21 protein-coding genes are annotated in these 19,486 nt (G+C 72.9%); 10 read left to right on the top strand and 11 right to left on the bottom strand.

Translation table 11 applies throughout. From position 1 onward, the window contains the following. Positions 1–39 precede the first annotated feature (39 nt). The 6 genes from GA0070213_RS18195 to GA0070213_RS18170 form a co-directional block, all read right to left on the bottom strand. A complete protein-coding gene (locus GA0070213_RS18195) occupies positions 40–1,593 on the bottom strand; it encodes a fused MFS/spermidine synthase (protein WP_091065546.1) in 1,554 nt (517 codons plus the stop codon). A 36-nt stretch (positions 1,594–1,629) separates the two neighbouring features. After that, complete coding sequence (locus tag GA0070213_RS18190) at positions 1,630–2,670, bottom strand: coiled-coil domain-containing protein (RefSeq protein WP_091065543.1); 1,041 nt, start codon at positions 2,668–2,670, stop codon at positions 1,630–1,632. A 119-nt stretch (positions 2,671–2,789) separates the two neighbouring features. Further along, a complete protein-coding gene (locus GA0070213_RS18185; RefSeq protein ID WP_091065540.1) occupies positions 2,790–3,599 on the bottom strand; it encodes an inositol monophosphatase family protein in 810 nt (269 codons plus the stop codon). After that, positions 3,592–4,044 (bottom strand): response regulator, encoded by a 453-nt coding sequence (locus GA0070213_RS18180; protein WP_091065535.1) that lies wholly within the window; start codon positions 4,042–4,044, stop codon positions 3,592–3,594. The genes GA0070213_RS18185 and GA0070213_RS18180 overlap by 8 nt, the downstream gene beginning before the upstream one ends. After that, positions 4,041–5,753, bottom strand: a complete 1,713-nt coding sequence (locus tag GA0070213_RS18175) for a sensor histidine kinase (RefSeq protein WP_091065530.1) — start codon at positions 5,751–5,753, stop codon at positions 4,041–4,043. Before GA0070213_RS18175 ends, GA0070213_RS18180 begins: the two co-directional genes overlap by 4 nt. Further along, positions 5,750–6,943 carry a PP2C family protein-serine/threonine phosphatase gene (locus tag GA0070213_RS18170; protein ID WP_091065527.1) on the bottom strand — a complete coding sequence of 398 codons (1,194 nt, stop codon included), beginning with the start codon at positions 6,941–6,943 and terminating at the stop codon, positions 5,750–5,752. The genes GA0070213_RS18175 and GA0070213_RS18170 overlap by 4 nt, the downstream gene beginning before the upstream one ends. Before the next feature lie 312 nt (positions 6,944–7,255). On the opposite strand from GA0070213_RS18170, the gene GA0070213_RS18165 reads away from it, so the two are divergent. Beyond that, complete coding sequence (locus GA0070213_RS18165) at positions 7,256–9,634, top strand: M28 family peptidase (protein ID WP_091065525.1); 2,379 nt, start codon at positions 7,256–7,258, stop codon at positions 9,632–9,634. A gap of 82 nt (positions 9,635–9,716) precedes the next feature. Here the strand turns inward: GA0070213_RS18165 and GA0070213_RS18160 are convergent, their stop codons facing one another. Continuing rightward, positions 9,717–10,550, bottom strand: a complete 834-nt coding sequence (locus GA0070213_RS18160; protein WP_091065522.1) for an SDR family oxidoreductase — start codon at positions 10,548–10,550, stop codon at positions 9,717–9,719. Between the two features lie 108 nt (positions 10,551–10,658). On the opposite strand from GA0070213_RS18160, the gene GA0070213_RS18155 reads away from it, so the two are divergent. The 3 genes from GA0070213_RS18155 to GA0070213_RS18135 all read left to right on the top strand — a co-directional run bounded on the left by GA0070213_RS18155 (position 10,659) and on the right by GA0070213_RS18135 (position 12,694). Next, the gene (locus tag GA0070213_RS18155) at positions 10,659–11,255 is read left to right on the top strand and encodes a TetR/AcrR family transcriptional regulator (RefSeq protein WP_091065517.1); all 597 of its coding nucleotides are present in this window, start codon (positions 10,659–10,661) and stop codon (positions 11,253–11,255) included. A gap of 86 nt (positions 11,256–11,341) precedes the next feature. Continuing rightward, entirely contained in the window at positions 11,342–11,944 is a 603-nt protein-coding gene (locus GA0070213_RS18150; RefSeq protein ID WP_091065513.1) for a dihydrofolate reductase family protein, read from the top strand. A 558-nt stretch (positions 11,945–12,502) separates the two neighbouring features. Continuing rightward, positions 12,503–12,694, top strand: coding sequence for a hypothetical protein (locus GA0070213_RS18135; protein ID WP_091065506.1), 192 nt, complete (start codon positions 12,503–12,505; stop codon positions 12,692–12,694). A gap of 120 nt (positions 12,695–12,814) precedes the next feature. Here GA0070213_RS18135 and GA0070213_RS18130 read toward each other — a convergent pair whose 3' ends face one another. Next, positions 12,815–13,138 carry a hypothetical protein gene (locus tag GA0070213_RS18130; protein WP_091065503.1) on the bottom strand — a complete coding sequence of 108 codons (324 nt, stop codon included), beginning with the start codon at positions 13,136–13,138 and terminating at the stop codon, positions 12,815–12,817. A gap of 139 nt (positions 13,139–13,277) precedes the next feature. Between GA0070213_RS18130 and GA0070213_RS18125 the strand changes: the two genes are divergently transcribed. The 4 genes from GA0070213_RS18125 to GA0070213_RS18110 are packed head-to-tail and all read left to right on the top strand — an operon-like array spanning position 13,278 to position 15,543. Next, positions 13,278–14,009, top strand: a complete 732-nt coding sequence (locus GA0070213_RS18125) for a hypothetical protein (RefSeq protein ID WP_139128694.1) — start codon at positions 13,278–13,280, stop codon at positions 14,007–14,009. A gap of 29 nt (positions 14,010–14,038) precedes the next feature. Continuing rightward, a complete protein-coding gene (locus GA0070213_RS18120; RefSeq protein WP_091065495.1) occupies positions 14,039–14,575 on the top strand; it encodes an SET domain-containing protein in 537 nt (178 codons plus the stop codon). Positions 14,576–14,596: 21 nt separating this feature from the next. Continuing rightward, complete coding sequence (locus tag GA0070213_RS18115) at positions 14,597–15,046, top strand: GNAT family N-acetyltransferase (protein WP_091065492.1); 450 nt, start codon at positions 14,597–14,599, stop codon at positions 15,044–15,046. 41 nt (positions 15,047–15,087) lie between these two features. Beyond that, entirely contained in the window at positions 15,088–15,543 is a 456-nt protein-coding gene (locus tag GA0070213_RS18110) for a hypothetical protein (RefSeq protein WP_139128693.1), read from the top strand. Between the two features lie 15 nt (positions 15,544–15,558). Here GA0070213_RS18110 and GA0070213_RS18105 read toward each other — a convergent pair whose 3' ends face one another. The 3 genes from GA0070213_RS18105 to GA0070213_RS18095 all read right to left on the bottom strand — a co-directional run bounded on the left by GA0070213_RS18105 (position 15,559) and on the right by GA0070213_RS18095 (position 17,087). Further along, positions 15,559–15,813, bottom strand: coding sequence for a Smr/MutS family protein (locus GA0070213_RS18105; RefSeq protein WP_013288724.1), 255 nt, complete (start codon positions 15,811–15,813; stop codon positions 15,559–15,561). Between the two features lie 55 nt (positions 15,814–15,868). Then, positions 15,869–16,231: a tetratricopeptide repeat protein gene (locus tag GA0070213_RS18100; RefSeq protein ID WP_091065485.1), complete on the bottom strand. Its 363-nt coding sequence runs from the start codon at positions 16,229–16,231 to the stop codon at positions 15,869–15,871. Between the two features lie 85 nt (positions 16,232–16,316). After that, entirely contained in the window at positions 16,317–17,087 is a 771-nt protein-coding gene (locus tag GA0070213_RS18095; protein ID WP_091065482.1) for an ROK family protein, read from the bottom strand. Between the two features lie 85 nt (positions 17,088–17,172). Here GA0070213_RS18095 and GA0070213_RS18090 point away from each other — a divergent pair, with 85 nt between their 5' ends. Together GA0070213_RS18090 and GA0070213_RS18085 are read left to right on the top strand one after the other, a co-directional pair. Further along, entirely contained in the window at positions 17,173–18,810 is a 1,638-nt protein-coding gene (locus GA0070213_RS18090; protein ID WP_091065478.1) for an ABC-F family ATP-binding cassette domain-containing protein, read from the top strand. Positions 18,811–18,848: 38 nt separating this feature from the next. Next, positions 18,849–19,157 carry a hypothetical protein gene (locus GA0070213_RS18085; RefSeq protein ID WP_091065475.1) on the top strand — a complete coding sequence of 103 codons (309 nt, stop codon included), beginning with the start codon at positions 18,849–18,851 and terminating at the stop codon, positions 19,155–19,157. Positions 19,158–19,486: the final 329 nt, after the last annotated feature.

The raw sequence follows: 19,486 nt of genomic DNA, 5'->3' as shown, positions 1-19,486 counted from the left end.
ACACCTGTCCGGTCGGAATCGGTCAGGAAAGTCACCCGATCAGGCGGTCGCGAGGAGTTGGTCCACCGGGGCGAAGTCGTCGGTGAGCACCCGCGCGTCCCCGACCCAGGCGGCCGTCCTCGCCTCGTCGAGCAGCTCGGCCGGCTCGGCGAAACGCTTCAGGCCGGCGGGGATCCCGGCCAGCGGCAGCGGCACGTCCGAGGCGACGATCACGAAGTTCGCCCCGTGCTCGCCGGCGATCGCGCCCGGTGGCGCGATCAGCGCGACGTGGTCGAACACGGCCGAGACGGTGGCCAGCTCGGCCCGGATGAACCGGTCCGGCGGGTAGTCGATCACGTTCTGCACGTAGATCCCGTCCGGGCGGAGCACCCGCCGGATGTCCGCGGCCATCTCCCGGGTGGCCAGGTGCCAGGGCACCACCAGGTGGCCGAACGCGTCACCGACGACGAAGTCCCGGCTGTCGGTCGGCTCGCCGCCGAGCAGCACCCGCGCGTCGCCGACCTCGGCGCGCAGCTTCGGCCCGGTGCGCAGACCCATCTCCCGCTTGTCCAGCTCGACCAGGCCGCCGTCGACCTCGAAGACCAGATTGTCGGTGCCGGGCCGGGTCGCGGCCAGGTAGCCGGGCACGGTGAAGCCGCCGCCACCCAGGTGCAGCGCCTCCATCGGCTGCCCGGTCGGCCGCGCCAGGTCCGCGACCAGGCCGACCCACTGGGCGTACGAGTACTTCAGGTGGGTCGGATCGGTCAGGTCGACGTAGGAGTGCTCGGCCGAGTTGAGGAAGAGCGTGCGCCCGTCCGGCGCGTCCGCGTCCACCTCCACGCGGGCGCAGTGGTAGGCGGTCTCCACGTCGCACGGGTTCGGCGCGGCAGCGGTCAGCCCGGCGGCGGAGAGGCCGAGCAACGCCAGCGCCGCCTTGGCCCGGCCCGGCGTCGACAGCCCGGAGCCGTCCCGCCGCCGGAGCCAGAACCCGAGCGCCAGCCCGGTCACGCCGAGCACCGCGGCCAGCGCCAGCACGATCACCGAGCTGGGCAGCGCGGCCACCAGGATGAAACCGGTGCCCAGCGTGGCGGTGATCCCGCCGAGCGTGCCGATGCTGGAGAGTTTGCCCACCACCTGGCCGGTGCGGCGCAGGTCGGCGAGCTGGAGCTTCACCACGAGCGGGGTGATGCCGGCCAGCAGCGCCGCGGGCAGCAGCACGGTCAACGCGGTCAGCAGGAGCACCGCGCTGGCCGCGCCGCCGCGCAACGCCTCACCGGCGTACCGGACGATGGGCAGGGTGACCGCGGTGGCGATGCCGGCCAGCACCAGGGCCGGGGCGAGCAGGGCGCGCGGGTCCCGCCGGTCGGCGAGCCACCCGCCCATCCACGCCCCGTACGCGATGGCGGCCAGCGCCATGCCGATGACCGAACTGGTCACCTGGAGGGTCACCCCGACGTACGGGCCGACCAGGCGCAGGGAGACGGTCTCCAGCACCAGCACCGCCCCGCTGGAGAGGAAGACCAGGAAGGCGGCGAGCCCGTTCGGCAGGGCGCGCGGCGCGGCCGGCGCGTCGGTCGCCGGCTCGATGACGATGTCGGACGATGTGCTGCTCACCGTCGCGAGGGTACGCGGCGTTCCTGGTGGTTCGGGTCAGTACATCGAGATGTGAACATGGTTTGTGTGGTCGGCGGCCGGGCTGCCGCCACCGCTGTACGCCCGCCAGCCGGTGTTCGGCATCCAGATCTGCCGATACCAGATCACGTACATGATGCCGAGCCGGTTCGCGTTGCTCTTCGCCCAGCTGGCGAGGCGGTCGCCGTACGACTTGTCGCCGCCGGTCGCGGTGCGGTCCTCGAAGCCGCCGCTGGCGGCGGAGAAGTCGCAGGCCCGGCCCTTGGGGTGTTCCCCGCCGCCGCCGCTGCGGTGGCAGGAGGCGTAACGCGTGAAGCTCGCCGCCTTGGCCTGCTGGAGCATGTGCAGGGTGCGCGGCGTGATGCAGCCGCTGGCCGGCGTCGGGTCGTTCACCGAGCAGGACTCCGACGGCCAGGAGCCGTCCGAGTTGCGGGGGGCGGGCTTGGCCGACGAGGAGCCGCCGCTGAAACCGGAGCCCGAGCCCGAGCTGACCTTCGCCAGCGCCACCTCGGCGTCCTTCTTCTTCCGGGCCAGCACGGCGACCTGCCTGGCCTGCTCCCGCACCTCGGCGTCGAGGGCCAGCTTGGACTCGGCGAGCTGGGCCTTCGCGGCGGCCAGGGCACCGAGGCGCTGACTGTCGCGCTGCGCCATCATGTCCAGCTCGGCGGCCCGGTGCAGGAAGTCGTCCGGCCCGGAGCTGGCCAGCAGCATCGACACCGCTGTCAGCCGGCCCTGCCGGTAGGACTGCACCGCCACCTCACCGGCCTGAGCGGTCAACCCGACCAGCCGCGCCTCGGTGTCCTTGAGCTGGACGGCCAGCTGGGCCTGGCGGCGCTTGGAGTTGTCCAGCTTGTTCTGGGCGTCGATGTGACCCTTCGCCGCGGCCTCCAGCGCCGCCCGGAGCTGCTTGCTGTCGCCCTCGTCGGGGGCGTTCGGGCTGGGCGCGGCGGCGGCCGGGCCGGCCGTGGCGAGGCCGGCGCCGAGCAGCACGGCCGTCGCGGCGAGCAGCGCGAGCAGCGACCGGCGGACCCGCCGGCCGGTGAGCCTGGTCCTGGGCACGTGATGGTCCTTCCGTCAACCGCGGTCACGATACCGGACCAGGCGCGCCGCGCCAGATCCGTGACCGCCGACGAGGCGGATCGTCGACGCAGCGTGTCGCCGGCGTCGCGGAGCGCTGCTCAGCGCGCCAGCAGCGCCGCGTACACGTCGTCCCAGATCTCCGGGCTGGCCGCGACCAGCAGTCCCCGACCCTCGTCGGCCGGGTGGTAGTCGGTGCCGTCGAAGCGGCGGGCCACCCCGCCGGCCTCCCGGACCAGCAGCGTGCCGGGGGTGTGGTCCCACGGCAGCGTGCGCCAGAACAGCACGAACTGCTGCGCGCCGGTGAGCACGTCCAGGTATTCCCGGCCGGCGCAGTGTTGGCCGGGCAGCAGCTCGCCGATCCGGCGCCCGCCGGCCTCGACATCCCGGCGGACGTCGCCGGGCAGGAACTTCGTCATCGCGGTGCCGCGCAACGCGCCCGCCGCCGGCATCGGCCGGTCGGTCCGCACCGGTGCGCCGGCCAGCGTGGTGCCCCCGTCGAGCCGACCGGCGGCCATCGTGCCGTCCAGCGGGTCGTACACCCAGGACGCCACCGGGACGCCGTCGGTGAGCAACGCCGCCATCAGCGCGAACGGTCGCTTGCCGGCGGCGAAGTTGGAGGTGCCGTCGACCGGGTCGACCAGCCAGACGTCACCGCTGCCGCGCAGGTGCCGCAGCAGGTCCGGATCCTCGGCGACGGCTTCCTCGCCGACCACCACCGAGCCGGGGCGCAGCCGCCGCAGACCTTCGGAGATCAGCTTCTCGGCCTCGCGGTCGGCGACGGTGACCACCTCGCCGGGTGCCTTCTCGGAGATGTCGGACGGGTCGAGCCGGCGGAACATCGGCACGACGACGTCGGCCGCCGCCTCCCGTAGCAGCGCGGCGACGTCGTCCAGCAGCGGGTCAGCCACGCGGCGGCAGCTTGACCACGCTGACGAAGAACTCGTCGATCTGGCGGACCACCGAGATGAAGCGCTCGAAGTCCACCGGCTTGGTCACGTAGGCGTTGGCGTGCAACTGGTAGCTGCGCAGGATGTCCTCGTCGGCCTGCGACGTGGTGAGCACCACGACCGGGATCCGGCGCAGGTGCTCGTCGTTCTTGATCTCCTCCAGCACCTCCCGGCCGTCCCGGCGGGGCAGATTCAGGTCGAGGAGGATCAGGTCCGGCGTGACCGCGTCCGCGTACGGGCCCTCGCGGCGCAGGTAGGCCAGCGCCTCGGCGCCGTCGGAGACGACCGTCAGGCGGTTGCGGAGCTTGTGCTCCTCGAACGCCTCCTGGGTCATCAGCACGTCGCCCGGATCGTCCTCGACGAGCAGGACCTCGATCGGGCTCTTGCCGTCCGCCGGCGCGGTCATCCCACCGTCTCCTTCATGCCACCGTTTGTATCCTGTCGGTCCGCCTCCGCGGGCGGCTCTTCCCGTGCCACGCCGTCCGGCTGCGCCGCGTCGTCCGCCGGCGCGTCCTCGGCGGTCGGCTCCGCCTCCTCCGCGTCCCCGGCCGCCTTCGCCGCCTCGACGTCGGCCTCCAGCGCCGGCAGAGTGAACCGGATCGTGGTGCCCTCCTCGGCCTCGGTGTCCACCCAGACCCGGCCGCCGTGGTATTCCACGATCTTCTTGACGATGGCGAGCCCGATGCCGGTGCCCGGGTACGCGTCCTTGGAGTGCAGCCGCTGGAAGATCACGAAGATCTTGTCGGCGAACTCCGGCTCGATCCCGATGCCGTTGTCCCGGCAGCTGATCTCCCACTCGCCGTCGACCAGCCGGGCCGAGACGTGCACCTTCGACGGCACGTCGGGGCGGCGGAACTTCACCGAGTTGCTGACCAGGTTGACCAGCAGGTTGGTCAGCAGCGGCTCCTCGCCGCGGATGGTGGGCATCTCGTCCCAGGTCAGCTCCGCGTCGGCGTACTGCCGGGCCGCCTCGGTCTGCCCGGCCACGTCGCCCATCACCCGGTTCAGGTCGACCTCGGTGAACCCGGTGGTGAGCCGGCCGATCCGGGAGAACGCCAGCAGGTCGTTGATGAGCCGCTGCATCCGCTGCGCGCCGTCCACCGCGAACGCGATGTACTGGTCGGCCCGCTCGTCGAGCTGGCCGGCGTAGCGGCGCTGGAGGAGCTGGCAGAAGCTGGCCACCTTGCGCAGCGGCTCCTGCAGGTCGTGCGAGGCCACGTAGGCGAACTGCTCCAGGTCACGGTTGGAGCGGGTCAGCTCCTCGGCCTGCTTCTGGAGCTGGTCGTTGACCCACTCGATCCGCTCCCGGGCCTGGCGTACCTCGTCCAGCTCCTGGGCGATCTTCTGCCGCATCTGGTCGATGTCGTCGGCGAGCCGGCGGAACTCCGGCGGACCGGACCCGGCGATGCGGTGCTGGTAGTCGCCGTCGGCGACCTCCCGCACCTGGCCGACCAGGCCGGCCAGCGGGCGGATCAGGATCCGGTCGAGCGAGAGCAGCATGACCGCGCCGGCCACCGCCACCACCAGCGCCGCGATGATCAACAGCACGACCAGCGCGTTGCTCGTCGAGTTGACCCGGTCGGCGGTCTCCTGCCGCACGGTGAGGACCTCGTCCTGGAGTGCGGTGATCGAACCCCTTATCCCGTCGAACTGCTGCCGGGTCTGGTCGGTGATCAGCGCCTGCCCGGCCGTCGGACCGCCGCGGTCGGTGGCCGCGATCACCGGCTCGGCCACCTGGGACCGCCACTGCGTGGTCTGCTGCTCGACCCGGGTCAGCTCCCGACGCACGTCGGGGTAGTCGGCGGACAGCCCGCGGATCGAGGCGATCAACGCCTGCTCGCGCCGCACGCCCTCCTGGTAGGGGCCCAGGTCGTTGCGGTCGCCGTTCACCGCGTAGCCACGCACCGCGGTCTCCTGGTCCAGCAGGACGCTCATCAGCTCCTGCGCCTGGACCCGCAGCGGACCGGTCTTGAGCAGCACCGCGTCGATGTTCTGCCGGTTCTTCGCGGCGACCGCCGCCTCCGCGGCGGCCAGCCCGAGCAGCAGCGCCAGGACCACACCGAGCAGCGCGACCACCCGCCGCCGCAGCGTCCACCCCTGCCGATACGCCTTCATCGGCCGCCTCCCCGGGTCACCAGCAACATCGCCACGTCGTCGGCGAGCGGGCCACCGTTGATCTGCTCGGCGCGGCCGACCAGCCAGGCGGGCAGTTCGGACAGCGGCACCGCGCGGTTGGCCGGTTCGGCGAGCAGCCCGGTCAGCCCGGGCACGTCGAGCCGTTCGTCGCCGCCGTCGACCCGACCCTCGATGAGGCCGTCGGTGTACATCAGCAGGGACCAGTCATCGGTGTCGAACTCCAGATCGAAGGCAACGGGGCGGCGGGGCCGGACGCCGAGCAGCAGCCCGCCCTTGGCCGGCACCGGGGCGACCTTACCGCCGCTGAGCAGCAGCGGCGGCGGGTGACCGGCGAGCCGTACGGTGGCCCGGGCGGACGCAAGGTCGAGTCGGGCGGTGGCCACCGTCGCGAAGATCTCCTGGAGCCGGCGCTCGCTCATCAGCACCTGCTCCAGCGCGGGCAGCACCTCGTCGTCGGGCACCCCGGCCAGCACCAGCGCCCGCCAGGCGACACGCAGCTCGACGCCGAGCGCGGCCTCGTCCACGCCGTGACCGCAGACGTCGCCGACGATCAGGTCGATCCGGTCCGGCCGGGTCTGCACCACGTCGTAGAAGTCGCCACCGATCAGCGCGGCGTGCCGGCCGGGCCGGTAGAACGTGTGCACCGACACCTCGTCGGTGGTCATCAGCGGCTGCGGCAGCAGACCGCGTTCCAGGCGGGCCGACTCGGCCTGGCGCAGCTCCACCTCGCGCAGCCGGCGGGCGTTCTCGTCGGCCCGTTTGCGTTCCACCGCGTAGCGCAGCGCCCGGGTCAGCAGGACGCCGTCGACCTGGCCCTTGACCAGGTAGTCCTGCGCGCCCTCGGCGACCGCCACGATGCCGAGGTGCTCGTCGGAGCGGCCGGTGAGCACGCAGACCGCGGCGCCGCTGGCCATCTCCAGCACCCGGCGCAGCCCGTCCAGGCCCTGTGCGTCGGGCAGGCCCAGGTCGAGCAGGACGCAGTCGACTCCCATCACCCGCTGGCGGGCCTCGCTGAGGCTGGTCGCGACCAGCAGGTCGATCATCGAGTTGGTCTCGGCGAGCAGCTCGCCGACCAGGAAGGCGTCGCCTTCGTCGTCCTCGACCAGCAGCACCCGCAGCCGTTCGCCGGGCGGCAGGCCGCCGTGCAGCCCCGAGCCGGCCCTGGGCACGACGGGGGCGCCCGGTGTGTCGGTCCCCCGGTGCGGCCGGGCCACCGCCGCGAGTCGCGGGAGTTCGCTGGTGATGGCGGGCTCCTTCCGAGTGCCCTTGCTGATCCTGGCGGAGACAACGGTCGCACACAACACGAACCCCGCCGTGGGCGCGGGTTGACGACCTCGTCCACCCGGACAGCGACGCGGCCGACCCACGATGTTACGCGGGAGCGCTGCCAGCCCGGCAACGCACCGATGCCGGGAGTGCCGCCGCGCCCGGCGGGGGTGCAGGATGATGCCCACCCCGTTGATCCACCCCGAGGAGTTCCCGTGGGCGCACCCCCCACCCGCCCCGCCGACCGGGCGTTCGCCAAGCCCCGCCGCCGGCTGCTCGCCTCCGTCGCCGCGCTCGTCGCGCTGCTCGCCGTCGGGGCGGGCGTCCTGGTCGGTCTGGCCACCCCGGCGCCGCGCCCGGCGGACGCGCCGGCCGGCGAGTTCAGCGCCGGCCGGGCGTACCGGAACGTCGAGGTGATCGCGGCCCGGCCGCACGTGGCCGGCAGCGAAGCCAACGACCGGGTACGCGAGCACCTGGTCGGCACGCTGCGCGGGCTGGGCCTTCAGACCGAGGTTCAGGACGCGGTGGCGCCCGAGGCCGGTCAGCTGTCCGGCGCGGCCGGCGGGGCGACGCTGGCCCGGGTGCGCAACGTGGTGGCCCGGCTCCCCGGCACCGATCCGACCGGCAAGGTCTTCCTGGTCTCGCACTACGACTCGGTGCAGACCGGGCCGGGCGGCAACGACGACGCGGCGGGCACCGCCACCATCCTGGAGGTGGCCCGGGCGCTGAGCACCGGCCCGCGGCCCCGCAACGACGTGGTCTTCGTGCTCACCGACGCGGAGGAGGCGTGCCTGTGCGGCGCGGCCGGCTTCGCCGCCGACCACCCGTTGGCCGCCGACGGCGGGGTGGTGCTCAACCTGGAGGCGCGCGGCTCGACCGGCCCGGTGATCATGTTCGAGACGTCGCGGAACAACGCGAAGCTGGTGGACGTGTTCGGCCGCGCCGCGCCGCACCCGGTGGGCACCTCGTTCGCGGTGGAGATCTACCGGGCGCTGCCCAACGACACCGACTTCACCGCGTTTCTCGACCAGAAGTTCGTCGGCCTCAACTCGGCCTACATCGACGGCGGCGCGATCTACCACACTCCGCTGGACGTGCCGGCCCGGATGGACCGGGGCAGCCTCCAGATGCACGGCGACAACGCACTCGGCCTGGCCCGCGAGTTCGGCCGCACCGACCTCGGCGACCTGCGCTCCGGCCACGACGACACCTACTTCCCGGTGCTCGGCGGGCTGGTCCGCTATCCCGGGTGGCTGACCCTGCCGCTGGCGGTCGCCGCGCTGCTCGCCGTCGGCGCGCTGGGCTGGCTGCTGCGCCGCCGGGGCCGGGCGTCCGTCGGCACGCTCGCCGCCGGCTTCGGCCTGGCCCTGGCGCCGGTCGTGGTGGCACCGCTGGGCGCGTGGCTGCTCTGGGCCGCGATCACCACGATCCGACCCGGGTACGCCGAGCTGCTCGACCCGTACCGTCCGGTCTGGTACCGCCTCGCCGTGGTGGCGCTCGCCGCCACGGTGCTGCTCTGCTGGTACGCCCTGCTCCGCCGCCGGGTCGGCCCGGCCGCGCTGGCGTTCGGCGGCCTGCTCTGGCTGGCCCTGTTCGGCGTGCTGCTCGCGGTGCTGGTGCCCGGCGGCGCGTACCTCACCACCCTGCCGGCGCTGGTCGGCGCCGCCGCCGGCCTCGCGGCGCTGTCCACCCGGCTGGACGGCCCGTGGCCGGTGGTCGCGGTGACGCTGGCCGGCGCGGTGGCCGTGGTGGTCCTGCTGCCCCCGGTGGTGCTGCTCTTCCCGGCGCTCGGCATGGGCATGGGCGCGGTGGCCGCGCTGGTCGCGGTGCTGCTCGGGCTGGCCCTGCTGCCGGTGGTGGACCTGCTGCACCCGCGCGCCGGCGGCCAGCGCGGCCTGCTGGCGCTGCGCGCCCGCCGCCTCGGCGCGCTGCCGGCCGGCGCGGCGTTCGTCGCGGCGGCGGTGCTCGCCGGGGTCGGCCTCGCCGTCGACCGTTTCGACGCCGACCACCCCGTGCCCACCCACCTGATGTACGCGCTGGACGCCGGCACGAAGAAGGCTGCCTGGCTCAGTCACGAGGAGCGGCCGCAGCCCTGGACCGACCGCTACGTCGACCGGACCATCTCGGTGGCCGACGACTTCCCCGGGATCGGCGACGGCGAGCTGCGGGCCGGCCCCGCGCCGGCGGCGACGCTGCCCGCGCCGAAGCTGGAGACGCTCGACGACTCCCGCGACGGCGACCAGCGGGTGCTGCGGTTGCGGGTCACCCCGCAGCGGCAGGTGCGGCTGCTCACGCTGCACGTGGACACCGGCACCGCCACCGTGCGGGCCGCCTCGGTGGCCGGGCGGAGCGTGCCGGTGAAGGCGCGCACGGGCCGGTGGGGTTTCGGCATCGTGTTCCACGCCCCGCCGCCGGAGGGCGTCGAGGTGACGCTGACGCTGGTGCCGTCCTCCGACTCGGTGCGCCTGCGGGCGATGGACGCCAGCGACGGGCTGGACGCGCTGCCCGGCTTCCGGCCCCGGCCGGCGACCGTGGGCGTGGTCGGCTCGCACAGCTCGGAGATGCTGGCGGTGGCCCAGACGTACTCGCTCTGACCACTGCTTGATCGATACCAGCTCGCCGAAGTGGCGGTATCCCGCGGCGGGATACCGCCACTTCGGCGTACTGGCGCAGGTCTCAAGCCGTCCCGGGGGCGGGCACCGCGTGCTCGGCGGCGCGGCTGACCTGTTCCCAGCTCGCCCAGGTCTCCATCCGCCGGCGGGAGATGTCGAACGCCAGGTCGTAGACCATGCTGCCGAGCAGCAGCCGCAGCGGCGGGTCGTCGCTGTCGACGAGTCGCAGCAGGGCCTCGGCGGCCAGCCGGGGCTCGCTGTCGACCGAGTCGTCCGCCCACTGACGCTCCAACTCGGCGCGGAGCGGCGCGTACGCGTCGGTCGGGGTGGTGGCGCTGATGCTGCGATAGAGGTCGGTCCAGTAGCCGCCGGGCTGCACGATGCTGACCTTGACGTCGAAGGCCGCCGCCTCCGCCGCCAGGGCCTCGCTCATGCCCTCCAGGGCGAACTTGCTCGCGCTGTACATGCCGGTGCTCGGGAAGCCGCCGAGCGCGGCGATGCTGGAGATCTGCACCAGGTGGCCGGACCGTTGGGCGCGCAGGTGCGGCAGCACCGCCTGGCTGACCCACAGCGCGCCGAAGAGGTTGACCTCGAACTGGGCGCGCGCCTCGGCCTCGGTGAACTCCTCGATCATGCCCATCGACAGGGTGCCGGCGTTGTTGACGACGATGTCGAGCCGGCCGAAGTGCTCGACGGCGGTGGCCACGGCGGCGAGGACGGCCGCCCGGTCGGTGACGTCCAAGGGCAGGGCCAGCAGCCGGTCGCCGTGCCGCGCGTCGAAGTCGTCACTGGTGACGGTCCGGGCCGCGGCGACCACCCGGTCACCCCGGTCGAGCGCGGCCTCGGCGAACGCGCGGCCCAGGCCGCGGCTGGCGCCGGTGATGAACCAGGTGCGCATGATCGTGTTCCCCTTCGGTCGACGAGACGAGACGGTCCGTCTCGACTCTGCTCCCTCATTCCCCTTTCGTCAAGACGAGACGGTTCGTCTCGCTGATATGGTGCTCGCATGACGCCGCCGAACACGGCCCGCCGGCGCGAGACCTCCCGCCGCGCCATCCTCACCGCCACCTTCGACCTGCTCCAGGAGGTCGAGTACGCGAAGATCAGCATCGAGGGCATCGCCAGCCGCGCCGGCGTCGGCAAGCAGACCATCTACCGCTGGTGGCCGTCCAAGGGCGCGGTCGTCTTCGACGCGTTCCTCATGCTCAGCGAAGGCGCCGAGGGTGGGCCGGTGCGCCTGCCGGACAGCGGCGACCTGGCCGCCGACCTGACCATGGTGCTCCGCGCCACGGTCGAGGAGCTGACCGATCCCCGGTACGAGCAACCAATGCGCGCGCTGGCCACCGAGATCGCCCACGACAGCGAGCTGGCCGCCGCCTATGCCGAACGACTCGACGGGCCGCTGCGCGAGGCGAAACGCGAACGCCTGCGCAGCGCCCAGCGGGCCGGACAGCTCGCCGACGACCTCGACCTCGACGTCGCGGTGGACCTGATCTGGGGCCCGCTGTTCCAGCGCTGGCTGCACCGAGGCGGACCGCTCACCACCGACTGGACCGACCGCCTCGTCGCCACCGCCCTCGACGGGCTGCGACCCCGCCGCTGAACTTCTTCCGGCGGGGATGTCGAGGACGGGCCGGTCGGCTTCTACCCCCGGGTGAAGGCTGGTTCACGCGACCCGAGGAGCACACGATGAGCAAGGTGACCACCGGCGCGACCATGTCCCTTGACGGGTACATCGCGGACCCGAAGCACGGCGGATTCGAGCACCTCTTCCAGTGGTACGGCAACGGTGACGTCGAGGTGCCGACCGCCCACCCGGACATGACGTTCCGGACGTCGGCGGCCAGCGCCGCGCACATCCGGGCGCTTGTCGAGCGCACCGGGGCGCTGGTGGTCGGCCGCACGCTGTTCGACCTGACCAACGGCTGGGGCGGGCGGCACCCGCTGGACAAGCCGGTGGTCGTGGTGACCCACCGGGTGCCGGAGGGCTGGGACGCCGAGGGCGAGTCGTTCGTCTTCGTCACCGACGGCATCGAGCGGGCGATCGAGCGCGCCCACTCCCTCGCCGGCGGCAAGGAGGTCGGGGTGAACGGCGGGACGATCGCGCGGCAGGTGCTGGAGGCCGGGCTGCTCGACGAGGTGCACGTGGACCTGGTGCCGGTGCTGCTCGGCGACGGGATCCCGTTCTTCTCGGGGCTGGGGATCGCGCCGATGCGGCTGGAGGGGCCGTTCCGGGTGGTCGAGGGTGTCGGCGTCACCCACCTGGCCTACCGGGTGCCGCGCCACCCATGATCCGACCTCTCTGTCGCCCCGGCTTCCCGATCATGGGAGCCGGGGCGATCCGGCCCCGCACGTACTCAGATCGAGCGGCGCGCGATGCGCGGCGGTCGCCTCGGCGGCCGGAGATGCTGCTCCTTGTGCTGCCGGACCATCTCCTCCCACACACCCTGAGGAAACTCAGGGTCTGGCGGTACCCATCTGTGCGAGTTGTCGGAGTAGTGGAACTTCTCGTCACCAGGGTTGATCGTGCTCACGGCAGCCACCCGAGGAATCGCCGATGGAGTGCGCCGGCCGGAGCCCAACTCAGGTCGTGCGTGGCGGACACCAGATGTGCGGCCAGATAGATCGCCAGGGACACCCGCGCCTGGTCGTACTCGGTCAACAACTCCTGGCGACGCGTCGGACAGGGCCAGGGCGAGGCACACCCGGAGCATGTCCAGACAGGCAGAACGGGTCCGTGGTCCGTCATCACCACATCGCATCACAGGCAGTTGCCTACATACAACCCCCAAGGATATTGTCTCACCCCATCCCCCTTCTTGCACTACCCTGGGGCCATACCGTCGGGGCGTGGAATTGCTCGGGCTGGATGAGATCCGCGATCTGCTGGGTGGGGTCAGCAAGCAGCGCGCCACGATCATCGTCGGTCGCAAGGGATTCCCTGATCCGCTCGTCACCTTGAAGATGGGCCGCGTCTGGGACGGCAAGACCGTGCGAGCCTGGATCACCAAGAACCGCCCCGGCCCGGCCGACGAGGACTGACGGCGACAGACGGGCGAGAATGTCGGAGGCATGGCCCGTGAGCCTGGCCGCCTGATGGGCTCGTGCGAGATCGCAGCGATCATGCGCGGCAGGGGCGGACCTCCACGCTGTGCCGCGCGGTCAGGACGCGCCGAGTTCCACCCGCCGTCCCTGGCCGACCTCGTCCGCCTCGTCGTCGGTGACCACGGCGTACGCGCCTCGCGGCACCCGGTCGAGCGCGGCCACCCGGGACGCGGCAGCCAGCAGGACCGCCTCATCGGCACCGCCGACCGCGAAGACGTAGACGTCGCCGCACTCCTCGCCCTCGTCGAGCACGTCGATCGTCTCCTCCAGCTCGGCGAGGAACGCCTCGACGTCGTCGATCCAGGGGAAGGGGTAGGCGTCGGCGGCAAGGCCGGTCGCCGGCACCAACGGGACGTGGATCTCCACGATCAATTCAGCCACCCGCGCATGATCACCCCTGGCGAGGCTTCCGTGGTCGCCGGCTCCCCATCCGCTCGCCAGCTGACGCGGTTCGGCAAGGAGGTCGCCACCCAGCCTCACTCGGTCAACAGGGTGGCCTCCGCTCGCTACGGTCGCCTGCGTGATAGACGCGATCTCGGCCGCCGTGGTTCGGCATCGACGTCCCGTCCTGATGGCGGGTGTGCTGGTGGCGACCGGGAACGCCGCCGCGATGGGGTACGCGCCAAACGTGGCACGGGCGTTGTTCCTCCCGCTTCTCCTCCTCACCCTGGCCGCCCTCGTCCTGTCGGTCATCAGCCTGGGGAGCCGGCCCGCCGCCCTGGTGGTGCTGCCGCAGACTCCGGGCTTCGCCACGCCGGTCCCGGCGCGGCTGCCCCTTCTCACCCTGGGTCTCCTCGGGTCGGCCTCCGCGACCGTCGGCGCATACCTGCGTTCCACCGAGGCGGGCATCGGGACCACGTTCGACGCCGTCGTCGGCGCGCTCTGGGTCGGGGTGATCGCGCTGCTGGTCGCGGCGGCGTGGCGCGGACACGACGTGCTGCTGAGCCCGACCGGCGTGCGCACGATCGGGCTCCTCGGGTCGCGCAGGGTGCCGTGGGAGGCCGGGCCGGGCCTCGTGGTGCCCCGCGACGTCGAGCGGGCGCCGCGTCTCCGCCTGACGATCGCGACGCCCGCACTGGCGCGGCGGCGTGGCCTGGTCGGGCGCGCCACCGTGCCCGTGAACAGCGTCGACCCCCGGTTCCTCGCCGCCGCGGTCGGCCACTACGTCACCCACCCGCAGCACCGGGCCGCCATCGGCACCGCGGACGAGTACCGCCGCCTGCTCACCGAACTGCGCGGCGCGACCGGTTGAACCGAGCGGCCCGGGGTCATGGTGGATGGATGTGGCACCCGCCCGAAGCCGAATGCTGGCTCCACCCCGACGTCGAGGTCCGCCCGTCCGGGATCGCGGGTGAGGGCCTGTTCGCCCGCGCTCCCATCCCGGCCGGGACGGCGGTGTCCCGGCTCGGCGGCCGACTCGTCACCGACGCGGAACTGCGCGAGCTGCTCGCCCGACGGGACCGCCCCTACGTCGACACCATCACCGTGACGGACGATCTGCACCTCGTGCTGCCGCCCGGGCGGCCCAACGGCAAGGGCAATCACGGTTGCGACCCGAACCTGTGGTGGGGCGGCCCGTTCACCCTGGTCACCCGCCGGGACGTCGCGGCCGGCGAGGAGTTGACGAACGACTACGCCACCAGCACCGGAACAGCCGACTTCGCGATGGCGTGCGAATGCGGCTCGGCGCGCTGCCGCCGGGTCGTCACCGGCGCGGACTGGCGGCTGCCGGACCTCCAGCACCGCTACGGCGACCACTGGGTCCCCGCCCTCCTGACCCGGATCAGGACCGGAGATACCCGTTCGCCCAGCCCCTGACCGCTCGCTACGCTGCGCCGCATGCGGCTGGAGAAGGTCACCCCGGACAACTACGAGGCGGCACTCGGCCTGTCGGTACGCCCCGATCAGGACGACCTGGTGGCGCCGGTGGTCAAGTCGCTGGCCGAGGCGTACGTCTTCCCGGAGCACGCCTGGCCGCGGCTGATCTACGACGGGGACCGGCTGGTCGGCTTCCTCATGGCGTTCTTCGACATCCCGTGGAACGACGACCCGGACGACGTGCGGGCCGGCCTCTGGCGGCTGAACATCGCCGCCGACGCGCAGGGCCACGGCTACGGCCGGTTCGCCGTCGAGGCGGTGTGCGCGGAGATCCGGGCCCGGGGCGGCGACCGGGCGTACGTCACCTGGGAGCCCCGGCCGGGCGGCCCGGCGGAGTTCTACCTGAAGCTGGGCTTCCGGCCGACAGGTGAGCTGAGCGGCGGCCAGACGGTCGCCGTCCGGGAGCTGTAGACCTGTCCCCGGTGTCGGCCCCGGCTGGCATGATCCGCGCCGTGGGCATCCTCTGTGACTACTTCTCGGCCCCCACCGACGAGGCGGCGGCCACGGCCGCCGACGTCCCGGGTGGGCCGCGCGCCGCGTCCGATCCCGGTTTCGAGGTCGTCGAGCTGAAGGGGATCGAACCCGTCGTGCAGCTCGGCACGCTGGAGGCGCTCCTGACCGGCGTCGACTACGACGTGGTGGCGGAGAATCCGAGGCAGGGCCATGCCGTCGCGGTCCGCCACGACGGCGAGGTGCTGGTCATCTCGCTGACCGACGAGCTGCACGCCGCCCTGGCCGGTGCCTCGGAGAGCCGGCTCCGCGAGGTGGCGACGCCCTGGTCCGAGACCGAGGAGTTCTGGGGTCAGGGCGAACCGTCAGTCCTGGCCGAGGTCCTGATCGAGCTGGCCGGTCTGGCCCGGCGCGCCGCAGCCCGCGGCGAACGCCTCTACTGCTGGGTCTGCGTCTGACCCGACGAGCGGGCGCTACTTCCAGCGGAAGTGCACGAACAGCCGGCCGAAGTTCTTCGAGTCCTTCTCGACCCGGTGGTAGAGCTGCTTGACGTCCTTCTGGTCGAGGAAGCGCAGCACCTTCTTCTTCAGCGCGCCGGAGCCCTTGCCCGGGATGATCTCCACGAGCGTGGCCTTCTTCGCCACCGCCTCGTCCATGATCCCGCGCAGCGCGCGGTCGATGTCGTGGCCCTTGTTGTAGATGTCGTGGAGGTCGAGCTTGAGCTTCACGAGTCCATCCTAGGTATGCCGAGGGGCAGCCCACCCGGGCTGCCCCTCGACGGAACTACCGACCGACCCGCCCCTCGACCCGCTTCAGGGCCGTGGCGTAGTCGGTGTTGGTGGAGTGCATGGCCGCCGCGATGCGCAGGTGCCGCAGCGCGTCCGCCGGCCGGTTCATCCGCTCCAGCGTGCGACCGAGCACGTGGTGCGCGTAGTGGTCGCTCGGGTCCCGGTCGACCAGCTCACGCAGGTGCTCCTCGGCCCGGTTGAGCTGGGCCGACTGGAAGTAGGCCCGGGCCAGCAGCTGCCGCACCGAGGAGTTGTCGGGCTCCGCCTCGATGATCGGCTCGAGCAGCCGGGCCGCCCCGGTCGGGTCCCCCGAGTCGAAGAACATGGTTGCCCGCCGGTACTCCGCCAGAAGGTCCACTCGACCCACCTCCTCGTGTCGCGTCAGCCCTTTGTCCGACGCTGGCACAACACCGGAGGAACCGCGAGTGTTCCACGGGTAGAGATCAGGGCGTGGGGTCGTACCTGTCGCCCACCAGCTCCCACGCCCGGACACCACCCACGATTCCGGCCGTGTTCGGGACGACCACGACATCGTCCCCCATCCGGGCCACCTGCTCGGAGCGGATCAGGCGCGAGTTGCCGCCGCCGAGGTAGAGCCGGTCCCAGCGGAACACCGGCCGCAGCCCGTCCACCACCTGCCGGATCCGCCGGGACCAGAACGCGTCGCCGAGGCGCCGCCGTTCCGGCTCCCCGACGTACGTGTCGTAGGTGGTGTTCCACCGCACCGGCGCGTGCGACAGCTCCAGGTGCGGGGCGATCGTCCCGCCGTCGAAGAGCGCGCTGCCCAGCCCGGTGCCGAGCGTCAGCACCAGCTCACATCCCGTCCCGGCGACCACGCCGGCACCGTGCACCTCGGCGTCGTTGAGCACCAGCGCGGGCACGCCGAACGCCTCGGCCAGCGCACCGCGCGCGTCGTACCCGGACCACTCCGCGACCAGGTCCGGGTCCACCCGGCTGCGCGGCCCGGCGCGGGTGACGTAGTGCGGGGTGGCCACCACCACGCCGTGCCGGATCATGCCGGGCATGCCGACGGTGAGCCGGTCCGCGGCGGGCAGCCGGGCGCCGAGATCGCGCAGCGTCTCGACGAACAGGGCCGGGGGCAAGGGGTACGGGGTGGGCACGCGCAGCGGACGGGCCCGCATGGTGCCGGCGGCGTCCAGCACGGAGGCCTTGATCCCGCCGCCCCCGCAGTCGATCGCCAGTGTGGTCACCACGGCTGTGAGTCTCCCTCACGGGTGCGCCTGCCCGAGCGCGGGTCACGGTAATCCGGATGCGCGCGCCGGTAGGCTCGGTGACCTGATGAGCGCCACGTTGATCGCCAAGGATCTCACCGCCGGCCACGGTGACCGCCTCCTCTTCGAAGACCTCAGCCTGGTCGTCGCGCCCGGCGACGTGATCGGCCTGGTCGGGGTGAACGGCGCCGGCAAGTCCACGCTGCTGCGGACGCTCGCCGGCCTCCAGCCCCGGGAGCAGGGCACGGTGGCGTTGAACCCGCCCAGTGCCACGGTCGGCTACCTGCCGCAGGAGCCGGAACGCCGGCCGGGCGAGGCGGTCCGCGACTTCCTGGCCCGGCGCACCGGCGTCACCGCCGCGCAGGCCGCGCTGGACGCCGCCACCGAGGCGCTGACCGCCGGGGCGGCCGGCGCCGACGACGCGTACGCCATCGCTCTGGAACGGTGGTTGGACCTGGGCGGCGCGGACCTGGACGAGCGGGCCGAGCAGGTCGCCGCGGAGCTGGGCCTCGACGTGGGCCTGGACCACCCGACGGTCGGGCTGTCCGGTGGGCAGGCGGCCCGCGCCGGGCTGGCCTCGCTGCTGCTCAGCCGCTACGACATCTTCCTGCTCGACGAACCCACCAACGACCTGGACCTGGCCGGGCTGGACCGGCTGGAACGCTTCGTCACCGGGCTGCGCGCCGGCACCGTGCTGGTCAGCCACGACCGCGAGTTCCTCACCCGCACGGTCAACCGGATCGTCGAACTGGACCTGCACCAGCGGCAGGTCAACCACTACGGCGGCGGCTACGCGGCCTACCTGGAAGAGCGCGCCGTGGCGCGCCGGCACGCCCGCGAGGAGTTCGAGGAGTACGCCGACACGAAGGCCGGCCTGGAGGCGCGCGCCCGCACCCAGCGGGCCTGGATGGAGAAGGGCGTGAAGAACGCCCGCCGCAAGGCCACCGACAACGACAAGATCGGCCGCAAGTTCCGGGCCGAGTCGACCGAGAAGCAGGCCGCGAAGGCCAAGCAGACCGCCCGGCTGATCGAGCGGCTGGAGGTGGTCGAGGAGCCGCGCAAGGAGTGGGAGCTGCGGATGGAGATCGCCGCCGCGCCCCGCGCCGGCGCCGTCGTGGCCTCGCTCCGAGGAGCAGTGGTACGCCGGGGCGACTTCACCCTCGGCCCGGTGGACCTCCAGGTCGACTGGGCCGACCGGGTGGCGATCACCGGGGCGAACGGCTCCGGCAAGAGCACCCTGCTGGCCGCGCTGCTGGGCCGGCTGCCGCTGGACGAGGGGCACGCCGCGCTCGGCCCGGGCGTGGTGGTCGGCGAGGTGGACCAGGCCCGCGGGCTGTTCCTCGGCGACCAGCCGCTGCTCGACGCGTTCGCCGCCGCCGTACCCGAACTCAACCCGGCGGACGTGCGGACGCTGCTGGCCAAGTTCGGCCTGCGCGCCGACCACGTGCTGCGCCCGGCGGCGACGCTGTCCCCCGGCGAGCGGACCCGGGCCGCGCTGGCCCTGCTCCAGGGCCGCGGCGTCAACCTGCTGGTGCTCGACGAGCCGACCAACCACCTCGACCTGGCCGCGATCGAGCAGTTGGAGTCGGCGCTGGCGACCTACCCCGGCACGCTGCTGCTGGTGACCCACGACCGGCGGATGCTCGACGCGGTGAGCGTGAACCGGCGGCTGCGGGTGACGGACGGAGGGATCGCCGAGGACTGATCCGTGCCGGCGCGCTCCCCCGGGGTGACAATGACCCCATGCTCAAGTGGGAGTACGCGCTGCTGGTCCGCCGCCGCCAGCCGGCCACCAACGACGCCGGGTGGGAGATCGTCTTCAGCTGGTACGGCCCGGACGGCTCCATGGTCGACGTCACGCCCTACGGCGACACCGCCCTGGCCCACCTGAACCGGGCCGGCGACCAGGGCTGGGAGCTGGTCGCGATGAGCGAGGACCCGTCCCTGGCCGGCAACAACGAGCTGCACCGCTACCACCTCAAGCGCCCGAAGCCGGCCGCTCCGCAGCCCCGCCAGCGCATGCGCCCCTCCCGCCGAACCCTCTCCACCTGACCCCCTCCTTCCCCCTCCCACCTCCACCCCCACCCGCCGCCCCGCCCTGCTCGCGTCGATCATGAAGTTGACGGCAGCGCGTGCCCGATTTGTCGCCGCCAACTTCATGATCGACACCCCCTCGGGCAGGTCGGCCGGCGGCTCCGACCCGTTCGGAGTTGACCAAGGAGTTCGCGTCGGGCATCGACGCGCCCGGCGACACAAGCTCCTTGGTCATCTCGCCGGGCCCGCCACGGCCGCACCAGCCCGAAGCACCGCTGAGGGGGTCAGTCAGATGATCTACGGCCTGGTGAGGGCTCGGGCACACAGGAGCTTGCAGGGGTATACCT

Origin of the sequence: Micromonospora humi, from assembly GCF_900090105.1 — a bacterium.
GTDB classification, from domain to species: Bacteria; Actinomycetota; Actinomycetes; order Mycobacteriales; family Micromonosporaceae; genus Micromonospora; species Micromonospora humi.
This window is presented reverse-complemented; position numbering and strand designations above follow the sequence as displayed.